The following is a 15,854-nucleotide window of genomic DNA, read 5'->3' as shown; positions in this document are numbered from 1 at the left end:
TACAGGGAAAAAGTTGTACAAAGTACGCTGTTCAACTATAGAGCGAAGCTTTGCAGACGCCAAAGAACTACATGGCTATCGATATGCTCGATTTCGAGGGCTGAAGTCTGTCCAAATGCAGGCTTATCTCACCGCAGCTTGTCAAAACATGAAAAAAATAGCCCTCCATCTGACCAAAAAAGGTCTGGTGGAGGGCTATTTTTTTGAAACTCTATTATTTTATGTTGTTTTTATTCGCTAAAATCAAAATGATTACAGAGTGTTGGGAACCCCTAAAGGGTTTCCCAACACTCTGAGAAAAAAGCTAAGAGTTTAACTCTTAGCTTTTTTCTTTAGAAAGGCTTCTAATCGGTCGCAGCCTTCTTTTAAAGTTTCGATACTATACGCATAGGACAAGCGAAGGTAGCCTTCACCGTATTCAGAGAATGCTGTTCCAGGAACTACAGCTAGTCCAGCTTCTTTGACAAGATCAAGTGCAAAATCAAATGATGAAGATGTCAAATGACCAACATATGGGAATAAGTAAAATGCACCTGTTGGCTTTTCAACTGCTAATCCCATTTGAGTGAGTCTATTATATACGTAATCACGGCGTTTTTTATATTGGTGGCGCATCATTTTGGGTGCGTCTTTAGCAGCTGTTAATGCTTCAATCGCAGCGTATTGAGCGATTGAAGTAGCACACGTTACATTGTATTGATGAACTTTTAATATGTGTTCTGCTAAATAGCTTGGTGCGAATAAAAGTCCAACACGCCAGCCAGTCATAGAATGTGATTTAGATAAACCGTTAATGACAATTGTCTTTTCACGCATTTCTGGGAAATGAGCGATAGATGTATGCTTTTGTTCATACACAAGCTCGCTATAAATTTCATCTGAAAGGACGAAAATATTTTTATCTTTTAAAACATCTACAATATCTTTTAATTCTTCTGTGGATAAAGTTACACCAGTTGGGTTAGAAGGATATGGTAGTACGATACATCTTGTTTTTTCTGTAATAGCATTTTTTAGCGCGTCAGCTGTTAAACGGAATCCAGTTTCACGAACATCTACAAAAATGGGCGTTGCACCGCATAATCGAATAATAGGTTCGTAACCTGGATAAATAGGAGCAGGTAAAATTACTTCTGTTCCTGGCTCTAAAATCGTTCGGAATGCAACATCAATTGCTTCGCTAGCACCAATTGTAACGATGGTTTCGTTTTCAGGTGAGTAATGTAAATCGTAGTTATCTTTTACGAAGTTACAAGCTGCCTTACGTAATTCTAGTAAACCAGCGTTATGTGTATAGCTTGTATAGTTTTCTGTAATAGCCCGTTTTGCCGCTTCTTTTACGAGAGAAGGTGTAGGGAAATCGGGTTGTCCGATTGTTAAAGAAATCAAATTATCATAGTGTTGAATCATGTTAGAGAATTGACGGATTCCAGAAATTTGGATATCCTTCACTCTAGGGTTAATGAATTGTTCCATTGTATCTCCCTTTCTTCCGTTTGAAAATTAAGTTCATTTTATCATATTTTCTATCATTGCGCTTTGTATATGTAATTTAGAAAGAGAGAGAAAAGAGAAAAAAAGCCGCTATAAGCGACTTTTTAATATCCGTATTCCCAATCTATTTCATCTTCATTCCAGAGTACAGAGGATACCTTGCCAAGGTGAACAACTGATTCGTTCACAGCACATGTGCAATCTTCATCTCCTGCTTTATGCTGTAACTCTTCATATACTGATTTTTCAACATTTTCTAGAACAACCAAATTTTCTTCTTTTAAAACAAGCGTAGTACCCGCCATATTTATCTTCCTCCTACTAAAGTAATGATCACTTATTTGTAAACATAGATAGTATGGATTATATGCTGTATTTTGCTATAGTTGTCCGTCTAAAAAAGTATTTTTACATTTTCTTTGTAATCCGTATTCATTGTATACTGCACGAAGGAAATTTGGTACAGGGTTTACAATCATTTCGAAAATCTGTAACAATTATTATGAGTTGTTAACAAAGAATTAACAAATACGTTAAGAAAAATCAAAATTTTAAAACAAATAAACCTATAAAATGATATAATCATATCAAAATACATATAGGGGATGAGAGGTTATGGAGCTTATCCGTGATTTGTTGATTCAAATTGCCATCATAATTTTACCACTATTTTTATATGAAGCGATTCGTTTAAATCGCTATCAAGAAATGCCTCCGAAGCCAAATCGTTACTTTATTATGTTTTTATCTAGCGTTACGCTCGTTCTCTCCATGACATACTCTATTTGTTTTGGCAATGTGTGTGGGTATAACTTTCACCCAATTCCAATTGTCAGTGGTTTTTTATATGGTGGGATTGTTGGTTTAATCCCAGCGGTTATTTTTGTTGCATATGAATGGTTACTAAAGGGAATGAGCTTTCTTCCAGTTTTAGAAGTAACATTTCTATTGATAGTTCCGCTATTTTTATCAAAGAAATGGTCTCTTTTTTCAAGAGATAAGAAATTAATTTTAGCATTTATGATTTCATCATTTTATGTGCTTGTTTCTTTAGTATTAGGCATGATTAATGTTCTTTTGGAAACAGGATTTACACCGTATATTTCGCAAATATATAGCGGATTTATATTTGCCTCGCTTATCATGGTCATGACAATGGTATTTCAGGTGTATTTAACTGAATATTTAAACGAAAATGCATTGCTACGTACAGAGATGCAAAAATCAGAAAAGCTTAATATTGTAAGTGAGTTAGCAGCAAGTGTGGCACATGAAGTTCGAAATCCACTTACTGTTGTTCGTGGATTTATCCAATTGCTAGAAAGTACGGAAGATGTGAAGAATAAGGATTATATGCGTCTCGTATTAGCTGAATTGGATCGGGCGGAACAAATTATTTCAGATTACTTGAATTTAGCAAGGCCGCAAATTGAGAAAAAAGAACACATTTGTTTATCAGCCCAATTAATAGAAATGACCACTCTTATGTCGTCATTTGCAGCGATGCAAGGTGTATATTTACAAGTTGAAATTTCAGAAAGTCTTTATACGATTGGTGATAAGACAAAATTGAAGCAAGCTATTATGAATGTTGTTAAAAATGGTATTGAAGCAATTCAAGGAAATAAAGGATATTTAAAAGTAACAGCTATTCAAAAAGACGAAACAATCATAATAAGAGTTAAAGATAGTGGTGTTGGTATGACGAAAGAACAGTTAGCAAGGCTGGGGCAACCATATTATTCTTTAAAAGAAAAAGGGACAGGATTAGGGCTTATGGTAACATTTAGTATTTTACAAGCGCATAATGGTACATTGGAATATAAGAGTGAAAGTGGAAAAGGCACTGAAGCAATTATTATATTACCAGCTGTACAAAATAAGGAATAAAAGTTACCGATGGAAGGTAACTTTTTATTTTATATTGTTTATTCATTTGTTTTTTCTTGTTTTGCTCGGCTAAATAAACTTTTAAATGATTGAAAGAAGCTTTGCTCTTTTGAGGCAGCGACCATTCTTTTTGTTTCTTGAATTTCTCGAATAACTTGCATAAGCTGTGCATCACGATTACTGTCCTTGTTATAAATTTGACTAACAAGTTTATTCATTTTTTCTTCTTGTTTGGATTCTCGTTTATACATATGATTCATTAATAAGTCCATTTTTTCTTTTTGCAATGCATCTGTTTGAGCGGCGTGCTCGACTAATTCTTGAAGCATTTTTTCTTGAGAGCCTTCTTTTACATACACTTGTTGCATCAATTCATCTAGTTTTTCATCCTTTAAACGATTTTGTGTAATTAGAGTAGAATTTTGATGAATAATTGCTTCATTTAATTGAGCTAGCATTTCAAGTTTCAACATGAACTCCTCAAAGTTACGCCCATCTTCTTTTTCTTTCGGTTGTATCTCTTGCTTATCTTGTATAACTGGTACAGGTGGGGCCTCTTTTTCTTTTAAAATAATCGGTATCGTTTCTGAAATATCTTCTTGTAATGTGGCAGCTCTTTCATGTATAGATTTCAATAGTTTTAAATCATCAAGTTTATAAATACGAGCATCAGCTGTTTTAGAAATCATATAACCATGTTCCTCTAACAGTTGACTATATTTGCGGACTATATGTTTTGGGATGCCTGTTTTATTCGTGACATCTTTCGTTTTATAGGTAGCTTCCATGATATTTCCTCCCCAAAAAGTATCGTATATATCATTTCAATCTTTTATGAGGACTTCCTTTGAAAAAGAATGTCGGAAGGCTATTAGTTTTCTACAGCATTAGTGAAAAAATGAAATTTTTTGGCGGAATGGCAAGGAATAACTAAAATAATGTCTGAAAACATATACAGGAGAAGTTTGTTATAATAACTGAGGAAAAGAAACTGGTAGAAACATGGAGGTATACATGAAGCAATTAAAAGGTATTATCATTTCAATTATTGCAATTCTGTCTATTTTAGTAGCAGTTTATGAAGTACTTGTGCCAGAGGAAACAAGTGTAAAGAAAACGAATACGTATGATCAAGTGTTAGAATTTCCGAAAGAACGTTATCCAGAGACAGGAAAACATATTACGGATGCTATAAAAGAAGGGCATTCAGAAGTTTGTACAATCGATCGTGGTGGTGCTGCAGATAGAAGGAAATTGTCGTTAGCACCGTATCCATCAAAAAAAGGGTATGATCGTGATGAATGGCCAATGGCGATGTGCAAGGAAGGCGGAAAAGGAGCACATATTGAATATATAAGTCCGGCGGATAACCGGGGAGCAGGCTCTTGGGTAGGGAATAAGTTAGATAAATATCCAGATGGTACGCGTGTGAAATTTGAAGTGAAGTAGTATTTGTACATTTCATAATGAAGGAGAAGGGGAACTATGGAGTTAACAATTTCTTATTCGCAATTAATGTTGATGAACTATGACGGTGAGCAGCCTTATGTAGACTGGACGGATGAAGATTTTGAAAGAGGTTATGCTGAGGCAGAGGGAACTGTTATTTTTGAAGCACTTTCTGATTATACTTGTGAAGTGAAAGTGACCCCAGGGAAACATATTGAAAAAGAAGAAGTGGTTAGAACGATTACGGTTCCTTTTACGGTTGAAAATGAAAGTATCGTTATAACGAGTATTCTTTCAAACAAATTTCAAATATCTATTCCAAATGGTGAGTATACAGTTGTCTTACAAGCAATTCCTCTTGAAGAGCCAACGGATGATGAATTATATAAAATACAATACGAATTCTTCTTTGAAAGTAAAGAATAAAAAATGGGTTATCCTGAGAAAAGGATAACCCATTTTTGTTATGCGTTTGTTTTTAAAAGGGAACGAGCATCTTTCGCTGCTTGAACCATATGTTCTAAAGCTGGAATAACTTCTTCTGTTCTTCTCGTTTTTAAACCACAATCAGGATTAATCCAGAAATATTTAGGATCGCATACTTCTAAAGATTGTTCTACGATTTTATACATTTCATCTTTACTCGGTACACGTGGGCTATGAATATCATATACACCTAGACCGATGCCTTTTTCATATGTTGTATGTTTTAACGTATCAATAAATTCTCCGTGACTTCTTGATGTTTCGATAGAAATTACATCTGCATCTAATGCGCGAATCGCGTCAACAATATCTTCGAAGTTACTGTAACACATATGAGTATGAATTTGTGTTTCATTTGCTACAGAAGAAGTTGCTAAAAGGAAGGATTGTACTGCCCATGTAATATAAGCATCCCAATCTTTTTCTTTTAGTGGCATTCCTTCACGAAGTGCTGGCTCATCGACTTGGATTACTCTAATTCCGGAAGATTCAAGTAGTTCAATTTCGTGACGAAGAGCTAGTGCAATTTGATACGAAACTTCTTTTCTTGGAATGTCATTTCGAACGAAGGACCAATTTAAAATCGTAACAGGTCCAGTTAACATTCCTTTTACAACTTTCTCCGTTAAGCTTTGTGCATAAACTGTTTCCTTAATAGTCATGCCGTTAATAAAGGCTACATCACCATAAATAACAGGTGGTTTTACGCAGCGGGAACCGTATGATTGTACCCAACCGTTTTTAGTGAATGAGAAACCAGCAAGGCGCTCACCAAAATATTCGACCATGTCAGTTCTTTCAAATTCACCATGTACAAGGACATCAAGCCCAATTTCTTCTTGGTAACGAATCCATTTTTCTGTCTCTTTTTCAATAAATTGTTCATATTGTTCATTTGAAATAACACCGTTACGCCATTCTTTTCGCGTTTGACGAACTTCAGTTGTTTGCGGGAAGCTACCAATGGTCGTTGTTGGTAATAGCGGTAACTCCAGGGCAACTTGTTGTAATTCGTATCGTTTTTCAAATGGAAGAGGGCGTGAAAAATCTTCTTCTTTTAGTGCTGTTCGTGCTGCTTTAACATCTTCTCGGTTACGTGCAGCAGATGAGCGAATTGTATGATGTACGTTTCGATATGTTTCCAGCTCATTACTAATGCTTTCTGTACCTTGAGTGAGAGCGGAATGAATAAGAACTAACTCTTCTAATTTTTGATTTGCAAATGCTAATGCATCAAATAGCTCAGTCGATAAGTGAGTTTCTTCTGTTTTATCAATCGGTGTATGCAATAAGCTACAAGAAGGCTGAACGATGAAATCTTTCGTTTGGACTTGTTTTTGTAACGTTGTAAATAACTCAAGAACTTCATCAAGGTCAGCTCTCCAAATGTTACGGCCATCTATACAACCGACAGCTAAAGTTTTATCAGCTGGGAATCCATATTTTGAAATAGCATTTAAATTACCTTCTTTACCATGAATGAAATCTAATCCAATACCGGATACCGGGAATGTAATAATTTCTTCATAGTTTTCTTCCACGCTATCAAAATACGTTTGTAAAAGAAGAGTCGCATTTGGAACTTCTTTACGAATAGCTTCATAAATTTCTTTTGCTTGTTGAACTTCTTTTTTCGTTAAAGAAGCGAAAATTGGTTCATCAACTTGAATGGCTTGTGCACCAGCTGCATGTAGTTCTGAAAGCAGTTGTACGTAAGGTGCAACTAACTGTTTTAAAATGGAAGGAAATTGTTCTTGTGTATAGCCTTTAGCTAATTTTAAGAAAGTATATGGACCTAAAATAACAGGCTTTCCATCTACTCCTAATTCTTGTTTTGCCTCTTCGTATAAGCGAAGTGGACGATTATCTTTTAAAGAGATTTGTAATCCCTCTTCATATTCAGGAACGATATAGTGATAGTTTGTGTTAAACCATTTTGTCATTTCGGAAGCTACGTGATTTTTAGAGCCACGCGCCATTGCGAAATATACATCAAGGTAAGATGTAAACTCAGAAAAACGTGATGGGATAAATCCTAGCATATAGGCAGTATCCAAAACGTGATCATAATATGTAAAGTCGCCAATTGGAATGAGTTCAATCCCTTTTTCTTGCTGTACTTTTACGTGTTGAAGGCGAATTTCTTTCATTGTTGTTAAAAATTGTTCTTCATCAATTTTATTGGACCAAAAAGCTTCCAATGTTTTTTTCCACTCTCGTTGTAGTCCGATACGTGGATAACCTAAGTTACTTGTTTGAATTGCCATTTTAAATTCCTCCCTAATTGAAAGTAAGCATTTCCGTTTACTAGGAAATACTTATAACAAAAAGTGCAAAGACATAGAAAATAAGCCTTCCTTTTTGTTTTAACACCTCATCATCATCCGTGAATCTATCAGTGTTGTTAAAACAGGCAGGTCTCCTGACTTATGCTTCATATAATTTCTTTCACCTTCCCGTTTTCACAGTGGCACCAAAAAGAAATCTCAGCATTTACAGTGGCGGGACCGTGTTGGAGTTTCACCAAGCTTCCCTTTTAAACACGAAACGAAATGTTCGTGTACCTATTTTCCTTTTGAAAGGAATTTAACAAGCGATATGATATTGAAACAAATTCTAACACAATTTTTGGAATTTTGTCTACTGTTTTAAAATAAGAAAATTCCAAAGTTTTTATTTCTTATTATTCTGACTTTTTATTCTGAAGTAACTAATAATATTACAGTATAAAAAGAGAAATTGAGCTATGAAAGAAGTAGGGATGTCTTCTTTCATAGCTCAATTTTCATCTATAGCAACTTCTGAAAGTCGGCCTGCTATAGCATCTTTAAGGAGGGTGTTTAGCCATTGTAATTCAACTGTAATATGCTCAATTACACTTTGCAAGATATATAGTTGTGCACGTGGAACCTTTCCTTTATTACAATCATATATCGTTTGCATAGTATGTAAATATTGAAGAGTATCATTTTTCTTTTTTTCTAAAATAGGAACTAATTCATGATCATTGCTAAAGTGAGCGAAAGATAGGGCTGAATAAATAGGTTTATATATTTGGTTTTTTGCTTCGAATTGTTTTAATAGTAAAGTGTGGAATAGTTTTTTGCCTTCTTCTGTTATATGAAAAATCGTTTTGTCAGGTCGGTTTGTGTCTCTAATTACATTTGTAATGTGAATTGCGCCTTGCTTTTCTAATTGCTCGAAAGCGTAATAAAGTGATCCTTTAGCATATTTAATATAACAATCCATTTGTCGTTCTTTCATAATATGCTGCACTTCATATGGATGTTTATCTCCTTCGAGTAGCAAGCCGAGAATGACTAATTTCATGCTCATGCTGTCTCAACTCCTGTATATAAAAACTTTATACATATTATAAACGGCATATCCTTTTTCATAAAGGGATATGCCGCTTCTTTTTTATATTAACTGACTTGCTTTTGTTTTTCGTTCTTTTTAGGGCCTGTAAAGAGGCGTTCATTTCCCATTAGTAAAATACAAATAACACTTAGTACAGCCGGGATGAGTGCCCAGAAGAATGTGTTCGCAATAGATGTAGCGAGAGCTTCTTTAATACCCGCTAATATTTCAGCAGGAATTTTTGCGGTAGCGCCTGGTGATAATAAGAAACTTGTGTCTCCGCCTTTTGGAGCTAATTTTGCTAGTTCAGGGGGGAACACAGAGTTTAGTTTATCTGTAAAAATATGATTTTGAATTGTACCGAAAATCGTTACACCAAGAGTCATACCGAGTGATCGGAAGAATGAGTTTGTTGATGTCGCCGAACCGCGGTCTCGCATTTCTAACTTGTGAATAGAAGACATACTTAATACTGAGAATGAGAAGCCAACACCAAGCCCAGCGAGAATCATAAATAGTGTTACGAGTAAACGAGGTGTGTCCATTGTTAAAGTACTTAATGAATAAATACCAAGAACGAAGAAGACACCAGATACCATCATAATGTTACGATAGCTTGTTCGAGAAGCTAATTGTCCTCCTGTTTGACTTCCAATTACAGAACCAACCATCATTGGTGTTAAAATTAATCCAGCATTAGAGGCCGAACCTCCAAGAACGCCTTGAATGAAGATTGGAATATAAACTGTACAGATAATAAAAGCAGCACCATAGAAAAAGGCAACTCCTTGACTAGCTGCGAATAAAGGTTTTTTAAATAGATGGAACGAAATAATAGGCTCGGTTGCTTTTCTTTCTACAAAGAAGAAAATAATAAGCGCAATAACTACTGTTGTAAATAAGCCAATAATTACAGTGGAATTCCAGGCATATTCCTTACCACCAAGTTCTAATGCGAACATTAAGCAAACGATACTTATGACAAGTGTAATAGCACCAGCCCAATCAATTTTTTGTTTTCTAAATTCTAGAGACTCACTGTAGTATTTAGTAATGAAGAAAAAGGAGATAAGTCCTAATGGAATATTGATATAGAAGACCCAATGCCAACTTATATAGTCTGTAATATAAGCACCTAATAAAGGACCGAATACACTAGATGTCCCGAAAACAGCACCGAATAGCCCTGTCATCTTCCCGCGTTTTTCTGGTGGGAAGATATCATACATAATTGTAAAGGCGATAGGCATAAGGGCACCACCACCGATACCTTGAATAGCTCTATAAATACTTAATTGCTCAATACTTGAAGCTGTTCCGCAAAGCGCAGAACCGAATAAGAAAAGAATGAGGCCCCCAATATAAAAACGTTTCCGCCCGTACATATCAGAAAGTTTCCCAAAGATAGGCATCCCTGCCATTGTTGCTACCATATAAGCTGATGTGACCCAAACAAACTTATCAAAGCCTCCTAGGTCTCCAACGATTGTTGCCATTGCGGTTGCAACGATTGTATTATCCATTGCGGCCATTAATATACCAAGCAGCAAACCAGCAACAACAAATTTTGTCTTGTTGGTGTCTTTTTTTAATGGTTGAATTTCCAAATATAACCCTCCTTTAGAAATAAGTAAACTATATTAAGTTTTGAGTGCAGTGGATAAAAAATTTAAATGTATAGTTGATTTTAATTTCTTTTCCATAAGTGCACTAATATGCCATAAAGAATATTATAGTCAAATTTGACTATAAGGCAAATTTTTTCTTCCGTCAAAATATTCTTTCATATGAGTAGAGAACGAGTGAGCGATACGAATATTGCTATAAAGGAAATGAAGTAAATTGTAAAAAAATTTCATAAAGAACACCTTCTGTTAATAGATGAAAAATGGTTTTTTCTTCATATTGTCGAATAGGATAAAAGGAAGAGAAATATTAAACATTACTTGTAGCAAGCTTTAGTAAGTTGGGGAATTCATTGTGTGTATGGTACATCTGAAATGAGGTGAATATATATTATGAAAATATGGGGACGAATTTCGGATACAGGAAAGTATTCAATACCGCTACAACCAGTATTGTGGATTGACGGATCGAAAAAGGAAAATGAATTTCCTCAAGTAGCCGTTACATTGCAAATTGGTAGTATGTATACAGAACAATTTTCGTATGAATTGACCTACGATGTAAACGACATACTTATTATGCGAATTGAAGTGGAAAATAAAGGGGTAGAAATGATTTCGAGAGTTGTTGTAAGTCATATGATTCGAGATTACTTTGCTTATATTCCTAATTCTTTAAAAGTTGATAAGGGGATAAGTGAGTTTTTATTCCAGCTTGTAAGGTGGCGAATTGATGATTTGTTACCGAATGAAAAGGTGGAACTACGTTGCAAAATAAAAGCTAATAAAGATAAAGCTCTTAAACAAGCATTCTTTCAGGCTACATATACATTTCAAGATAAAGAGATATCATATGGTCCACTGCAAACAAATGAAGTTGTTGTGCGGCAATGATAAAAAGGAACCTGTACAAAAGGTTCCTTTTTTAGTGAAGGTTGTGTTTTTTGAGTATTTTCTTTTGCTCTATTCCTTTTTTTCCTACATAGTTATTTTTGTAGCCAAAGTATAGAATAAATAAAAATGAAACAACATTAACAATAGCGTCGATTTGATCGTTTGTAATAAAGTGTATGCCGAAAGAGGTAAATAATAATTTTAATGATAATAGAAAACCAGCTAGTAAACGCATAGCATCTGATAGATTCTCTTTTTGTAGCATATAGATTACTCCTTTCTATAAAAGTTATATATTATATATATGAAATAGAGTAGGAAAGGTATACAAGCTTAAGCAGAAATGTACATTGCATATGTACATTTTTTATTTTGTAGAAAAACATTATTGATATAGAAACATATATTGGTATAAAAGGGGGAGAAGTATGAAACATAAAGGGAAAATTAGTGGATTATTACTTGGAAATACAGTGGCAGTTACAGAATGGATTGCACTTCAGGATGTAATTGCAAAACTGGATTCACGATCATTTTATACCGTCTTTATTATTTATATATTGCAAATGATACTAAGTTATTATTTTGGACATTGGTACGATAAAAGAGCGAACAAGCGTATGAATGTGGAAGGAGGAGGAATGGCAAGCAACGATTTTGTTGTTGATTTTTTTGGGAAAGTAGCCGCTTTATCTGAAAGAGATTCCCGTAATATTACGGTTTACATTCTTTCTGTAAAAGAATGGGAAGGATTAAAAGACACGTTGCAAGAAAAAAAATTGGGAGTGTTAGTACAAAAATTAGAGAGTACCATTGTAAAGACAATTCGGAAGGGAGATGTTGTTACAAAGTGGGATGAAAATAAGTATGTTATTGTAGCAATTGATAATGGTCATGAAACATCAACAATAACAAACAGATTAATGAAAAATATTGAAAGTGAAATAGAAGGTGATTTACTCAGTGTCACTCTTTTATTTGGAGCAGCTAGCTATCCAGTAGAAGGAAAAACGTTTGAAGAACTGTTGAGAAAGTCGCAAAATCAATTGTATCAGTATAGAAATTTGCAAGAAAATGAGTGAAGCTTTGATTTGAAGATATATGATAGGAAGAAGTTTTATTTGTAACATTTTTTTGACTTTTATTACAAAAAACGTTGCGTTTGTAATAAAAGTCTTTAAAAATATATGAAATAAGCATATAATTATGATGGTAGTGCCAATACAATTTGCACAATGTGTTTTATTTTAAAAGTGTAGAGGAAAGCAAGCTCTACACTTTTCCTTTTTAGGAAATGAAAAGAATATTTGTAAGTTGTTGCGAGATATTGATTGTACTGTGTAAAATGAACAAAGAGATTATTTGATAGAAAGCTGGAAAGGGAATGATAGACGTGAGAGCGGAACGATCACCTTTTATCAGGTGAACTATTATAGTCTTATTAAGACTGAGGTGAAATTCTGTGGCCATTAAGGTAATACATAGTGTGAACAGGTTTTAAAAAACACGAAGAACTATACTTAAAAATGGATATGGAACTGCTAAATACTTCAAAAAGAATAATGTAATATTAAGTAATAATTCGTACAAACAATATTAATGATCTTCGTAAAAAAGATGCGAGTGTATAGAACAATTACATATTTTATAACTTTTTTATATTACACGATGGTCGTTTATAAATAGGAGGAAGAGATGTTGAAATATAGTAAATTAGCAATTATAACTGCATTATCAATGACTTTATTAGCCGGTTGTTTTGGACCGAAACCAGAAGAAGAATTATATGTAGCGTTTGAAAACGCTGCTAAACAAGAAAAAACAATGTTTGAAGATGCAAAAAAACTTGAGGCTTTAGAGAAAGAAGGACAAGAATTATATAACCAGATTGTGCAAGAAGGAAAAGATAATAATCAAACTGTTAAAGAAAAATTGAATCAAGCAGCAAAGAATACAACTGAACGAGAAAAAGTACTTACAAAAGAAAAAGAGGCTTTAAATAAAGCGCAAGAAGAAGTGAAGTCAGCTGATAAGTATGTGAAGAAAATTGAAGATAATAAGTTGAAAGATCAAGCTGATAAAGTGAAAAGCACCTATGAGAAACGACACGATTCATTTAATAAAATGTATGACAGCTATAATAAATCTTTAAAACAAGAAAAAGAGTTATACACAATGTTACAAGATAAAGGTACTAAATTAAAAGATATTAGTGAAAAAGTAAAAGTAGTAAATCAATCTTATAAGGATATTGAGTCAGAAAAAGATAAATTTAATGAATTCACAAAGTCTTATAATACAGAAAAAGTAGCTTTTTATAAACAAGCAAATATTAAAATTAAAGAAGAGAAAAAATAAAACAGTTTGGCCTACACTTGGCCAAATTGTTTTATTTTTTTGTATAAGTACGACTATACCATGGAACAGGTTCACTTAATTTTTTTTCTTGTTTCAATGCTTCAGGACCAATATAATCTTGAAGTGTTTTTTTTGCTACTGTTAAAGATAAGGTTGTTTTCGGATTTCGATAGGAGGATTCAAGATGACCAAGATGCGGTAGAATTCGAAAATCTTCTTTCGTAGGAGGGATGTGGAAAAAATAATCGCCTAAACGTATAAGGACATCAGATTGTTGTTGGCTAAAACGTGGGTTTCTAGAAAAATGTAATCCTTCTTTAATTGCTTTTTTTTCAGCAATCAAACGTTCTAAAGCTGTCTTTTTTAACCAGTATAAATATTTAGGATTAGTAGCTGCTTTAGCATGACGATTCACAACGAAAATAGATTGAGCTAGTCGATTAATAGAATGTTGGTTTTGTAATTGAGATTGTGGTTGTGAAGGTTTCATATTGAATCTCCTTTCAATTTTTCATTATTATACCATAAATAAAAGAGGTTTTTATTATATGCAAAAAGTGATTGTATATATTTTCAATATTAAAGCAATATTGTTACAAAAAACAACTATTTTGTATAATAGTAATAGAATATGTTTTTGAAATTTGATAATGAAAGAGTGAGAAGTTTGAAAGAAATATTAAAACAACAGTATGCCATTATAGATATTGGATCTAATACAATGCGTTTAGTTATTTATGAAAAGAAAAATGGAGGTTTTTATAAAGAGATTGAAAATACAAAAGTGGTTGCTAGGTTAAGGAATTACTTAATTGATGGTGTGTTGAATGAAGAGGGAATAGAAGTATTATTACAGACATTATTTCAATTTCAAGAAAGTACAAGGTTCCATCAGTTGCATCATGTACTTTGTGTTGCAACAGCAACAATTAGACAGTCTGAGAATCAAGAGGAAATTAAAAAGCTTATTGAAGGACAAACGGACTTTACTCTTAGAGTATTATCAGAGTATGAGGAAGCGCGTTACGGATACTTGGCGGTTATGAATTCTACATCGTTTTCAGAAGGAATAACGGTAGATATTGGTGGGGGAAGTACGGAAGTTACATACTTTAGAAATAGAGAGATTTTAGAGTACCATAGTTTTCCTTTTGGGGCACTTTCTTTAAAGCAACAATTTATTAAAGGTGATATTCCTACTAAAGATGAGTTAGAAGGAATGCAACGGTATTTAGAGTTTCAATTTCGAACGTTACCATGGTTAAGCAATAAGAAATTGCCTCTTATTGCAATTGGTGGTAGTGCGAGGAACTTAGTAAAAATCCATCAAAATTTAATATGTTATCCTATAGCAGGATTACATTTATACAAGATGAAAGAAGAAGATATTGAAAATGTAAAAGATGAATTAGGAAAATTGTCGTTCATAGAACTTCAGAAATTGGAAGGATTGGCAAAAGATCGAGCGGATACGATTATTCCAGCGGTTGAAGTATTTCATACACTTGTTCATGTTATAGAGGCACCGGCATTTGTATTAAGTAGAAAAGGGTTAAGAGAAGGTGTTTTCTATGAAGAGTTGACAAAAGATTTGGGGATTTCATATTATCCGAACGTAGTTGAAGAAAGTTTGCATTTACTATCACATGAATACGAAATGGATATGGAATTTGTAATTCAACTTATTAAACATGGAAGACTAATTTGCAAACAACTTGAGGAAATAGGGCTTATTTCTATGTCAATAAAAGACTGGGAAGTGTTCCATCAAGCAGCGAAAGTATTTAATATAGGCAAATATATAGACGAAGAAGCGAGCCGTTTACATACGTTTTATTTATTAGCGAATAAGACAATTGATGGCATGATGCATAAAGATCGAGTAAGGCTAGCACTTATTGCATCGTATAAATCAAAAATGTTATTTAAACAACATTTATCACCATTTGAAGGTTGGTTTGATAAAAGCGAACAAAAAAAAATCCGCCTGTTAGGAGCTGTTTTACAATTTTCAGCTACTTTAAATGTAAGGCAACGATCGCTTGTTGATACCATATCTATAACAGAAAACGAAGAAGGGTTAACGTTTAAAGTTTTATGCGAACAATCAGCATTAGCGGAAAAAGTGCAAGCTGAAAAACAAAAAAAACAGTTAGAAAGAGTATTAAAAACGAATATTAACTTGTTATTTGAACTAAAACATTAGGTTGTACGGATGTCTTTACAAAAAATTTACACTTTATAATATTGTAATTTGCTAAAATAAAAGTAACTAAATTATAGTAAAAAAGTTTCAAG

15 protein-coding genes, 1 pseudogene and 1 riboswitch are annotated in these 15,854 nt (G+C 33.6%); of the genes and pseudogenes, 8 read left to right on the top strand and 8 right to left on the bottom strand.

The genetic code is table 11. From position 1 onward, the window contains the following. Positions 1 to 252 (top strand): annotated as a pseudogene (locus BUA87_RS20685) (transposase); the annotation flags it as partial. A 60-nt stretch (positions 253 to 312) separates the two neighbouring features. Here the strand turns inward: BUA87_RS20685 and BUA87_RS20680 are convergent. Beyond that, complete coding sequence (locus tag BUA87_RS20680) at positions 313 to 1,476, bottom strand: aminotransferase A (protein WP_072940566.1); 1,164 nt, start codon at positions 1,474 to 1,476, stop codon at positions 313 to 315. Positions 1,477 to 1,598: 122 nt separating this feature from the next. Further along, on the bottom strand, positions 1,599 to 1,799 hold the full coding sequence (locus BUA87_RS20675) for a hypothetical protein (protein ID WP_000929276.1): 201 nt from the start codon (positions 1,797 to 1,799) through the stop codon (positions 1,599 to 1,601). A gap of 310 nt (positions 1,800 to 2,109) precedes the next feature. Between BUA87_RS20675 and kinB the strand changes: the two genes are divergently transcribed. Continuing rightward, positions 2,110 to 3,384 (top strand): sporulation sensor histidine kinase KinB, encoded by a 1,275-nt coding sequence (gene kinB / locus BUA87_RS20670; RefSeq protein WP_000420372.1) that lies wholly within the window; start codon positions 2,110 to 2,112, stop codon positions 3,382 to 3,384. 38 nt (positions 3,385 to 3,422) lie between these two features. Here the strand turns inward: kinB and BUA87_RS20665 are convergent, their stop codons facing one another. Further along, on the bottom strand, positions 3,423 to 4,172 hold the full coding sequence (locus BUA87_RS20665; protein WP_000388467.1) for a DUF3967 domain-containing protein: 750 nt from the start codon (positions 4,170 to 4,172) through the stop codon (positions 3,423 to 3,425). A 226-nt stretch (positions 4,173 to 4,398) separates the two neighbouring features. On the opposite strand from BUA87_RS20665, the gene nucA reads away from it, so the two are divergent. Next, a complete protein-coding gene (gene nucA, locus BUA87_RS20660; protein ID WP_000811494.1) occupies positions 4,399 to 4,833 on the top strand; it encodes a DNA-entry nuclease in 435 nt (144 codons plus the stop codon). A gap of 36 nt (positions 4,834 to 4,869) precedes the next feature. Further along, positions 4,870 to 5,259 carry a competence protein ComJ gene (locus tag BUA87_RS20655; protein ID WP_000424024.1) on the top strand — a complete coding sequence of 130 codons (390 nt, stop codon included), beginning with the start codon at positions 4,870 to 4,872 and terminating at the stop codon, positions 5,257 to 5,259. A 38-nt stretch (positions 5,260 to 5,297) separates the two neighbouring features. On the opposite strand, the gene metE is transcribed toward BUA87_RS20655, so the two are convergent. The 3 genes from metE to BUA87_RS20640 form a co-directional block, all read right to left on the bottom strand. Beyond that, positions 5,298 to 7,586, bottom strand: coding sequence for a 5-methyltetrahydropteroyltriglutamate--homocysteine S-methyltransferase (gene metE / locus BUA87_RS20650; RefSeq protein WP_072940563.1), 2,289 nt, complete (start codon positions 7,584 to 7,586; stop codon positions 5,298 to 5,300). A 127-nt stretch (positions 7,587 to 7,713) separates the two neighbouring features. After that, positions 7,714 to 7,902: riboswitch (cobalamin riboswitch) on the bottom strand. 195 nt (positions 7,903 to 8,097) lie between these two features. Continuing rightward, positions 8,098 to 8,655 carry a PadR family transcriptional regulator gene (locus BUA87_RS20645; protein WP_000062063.1) on the bottom strand — a complete coding sequence of 186 codons (558 nt, stop codon included), beginning with the start codon at positions 8,653 to 8,655 and terminating at the stop codon, positions 8,098 to 8,100. Between the two features lie 89 nt (positions 8,656 to 8,744). Beyond that, positions 8,745 to 10,286, bottom strand: coding sequence for an MDR family MFS transporter (locus tag BUA87_RS20640; RefSeq protein WP_072940560.1), 1,542 nt, complete (start codon positions 10,284 to 10,286; stop codon positions 8,745 to 8,747). Between the two features lie 411 nt (positions 10,287 to 10,697). On the opposite strand from BUA87_RS20640, the gene BUA87_RS20635 reads away from it, so the two are divergent. Beyond that, positions 10,698 to 11,198, top strand: coding sequence for a hypothetical protein (locus BUA87_RS20635; RefSeq protein WP_000708119.1), 501 nt, complete (start codon positions 10,698 to 10,700; stop codon positions 11,196 to 11,198). Between the two features lie 31 nt (positions 11,199 to 11,229). Here BUA87_RS20635 and BUA87_RS20630 read toward each other — a convergent pair whose 3' ends face one another. After that, positions 11,230 to 11,463: an SPP1 phage holin family protein gene (locus BUA87_RS20630; RefSeq protein ID WP_000939446.1), complete on the bottom strand. Its 234-nt coding sequence runs from the start codon at positions 11,461 to 11,463 to the stop codon at positions 11,230 to 11,232. A 163-nt stretch (positions 11,464 to 11,626) separates the two neighbouring features. Between BUA87_RS20630 and BUA87_RS20625 the strand changes: the two genes are divergently transcribed. Both BUA87_RS20625 and BUA87_RS20620 read left to right on the top strand, forming a co-directional pair. Then, complete coding sequence (locus BUA87_RS20625; protein ID WP_000680816.1) at positions 11,627 to 12,280, top strand: diguanylate cyclase domain-containing protein; 654 nt, start codon at positions 11,627 to 11,629, stop codon at positions 12,278 to 12,280. A 613-nt stretch (positions 12,281 to 12,893) separates the two neighbouring features. Next, positions 12,894 to 13,556, top strand: coding sequence for a YkyA family protein (locus BUA87_RS20620; protein ID WP_000922465.1), 663 nt, complete (start codon positions 12,894 to 12,896; stop codon positions 13,554 to 13,556). 31 nt (positions 13,557 to 13,587) lie between these two features. Here the strand turns inward: BUA87_RS20620 and BUA87_RS20615 are convergent, their stop codons facing one another. After that, the gene (locus BUA87_RS20615) at positions 13,588 to 14,046 is read right to left on the bottom strand and encodes a YkyB family protein (protein WP_000804864.1); all 459 of its coding nucleotides are present in this window, start codon (positions 14,044 to 14,046) and stop codon (positions 13,588 to 13,590) included. Positions 14,047 to 14,187: 141 nt separating this feature from the next. Between BUA87_RS20615 and BUA87_RS20610 the strand changes: the two genes are divergently transcribed. Next, positions 14,188 to 15,762 (top strand): Ppx/GppA family phosphatase, encoded by a 1,575-nt coding sequence (locus BUA87_RS20610; protein WP_071713521.1) that lies wholly within the window; start codon positions 14,188 to 14,190, stop codon positions 15,760 to 15,762. Positions 15,763 to 15,854: the final 92 nt, after the last annotated feature.

It is taken from the genome of Bacillus sp. bc15 (assembly GCF_900142585.1).
Classification (GTDB): Bacteria; Bacillota; Bacilli; order Bacillales; family Bacillaceae_G; genus Bacillus_A; species Bacillus_A cereus.
The sequence above is the reverse complement of the archived record's forward strand: the minus strand, read 5'-3'. Positions and strand labels throughout refer to the sequence as shown.

Excerpts from the sequence above, each read along its gene's own strand:
- BUA87_RS20645 (WP_000062063.1), bottom strand. The coding sequence starts at position 8,655 with ATGAGCATGAAATTAGTCATTCTCGGCTTGCTACTCGAAGGAGATAAA.
- BUA87_RS20615 (WP_000804864.1), bottom strand. The coding sequence starts at position 14,046 with ATGAAACCTTCACAACCACAATCTCAATTACAAAACCAACATTCTATT.
- BUA87_RS20665 (WP_000388467.1), bottom strand. The coding sequence starts at position 4,172 with ATGGAAGCTACCTATAAAACGAAAGATGTCACGAATAAAACAGGCATC.
- BUA87_RS20610 (WP_071713521.1), top strand. The coding sequence starts at position 14,188 with ATGTTTTTGAAATTTGATAATGAAAGAGTGAGAAGTTTGAAAGAAATA.
- BUA87_RS20635 (WP_000708119.1), top strand. The coding sequence starts at position 10,698 with ATGAAAATATGGGGACGAATTTCGGATACAGGAAAGTATTCAATACCG.
- kinB (WP_000420372.1), top strand. The coding sequence starts at position 2,110 with ATGGAGCTTATCCGTGATTTGTTGATTCAAATTGCCATCATAATTTTA.
- BUA87_RS20620 (WP_000922465.1), top strand. The coding sequence starts at position 12,894 with ATGTTGAAATATAGTAAATTAGCAATTATAACTGCATTATCAATGACT.
- metE (WP_072940563.1), bottom strand. The coding sequence starts at position 7,586 with ATGGCAATTCAAACAAGTAACTTAGGTTATCCACGTATCGGACTACAA.
- BUA87_RS20625 (WP_000680816.1), top strand. The coding sequence starts at position 11,627 with ATGAAACATAAAGGGAAAATTAGTGGATTATTACTTGGAAATACAGTG.
- BUA87_RS20655 (WP_000424024.1), top strand. The coding sequence starts at position 4,870 with ATGGAGTTAACAATTTCTTATTCGCAATTAATGTTGATGAACTATGAC.
- nucA (WP_000811494.1), top strand. The coding sequence starts at position 4,399 with ATGAAGCAATTAAAAGGTATTATCATTTCAATTATTGCAATTCTGTCT.
- BUA87_RS20630 (WP_000939446.1), bottom strand. The coding sequence starts at position 11,463 with ATGCTACAAAAAGAGAATCTATCAGATGCTATGCGTTTACTAGCTGGT.
- BUA87_RS20675 (WP_000929276.1), bottom strand. The coding sequence starts at position 1,799 with ATGGCGGGTACTACGCTTGTTTTAAAAGAAGAAAATTTGGTTGTTCTA.
- BUA87_RS20680 (WP_072940566.1), bottom strand. The coding sequence starts at position 1,476 with ATGGAACAATTCATTAACCCTAGAGTGAAGGATATCCAAATTTCTGGA.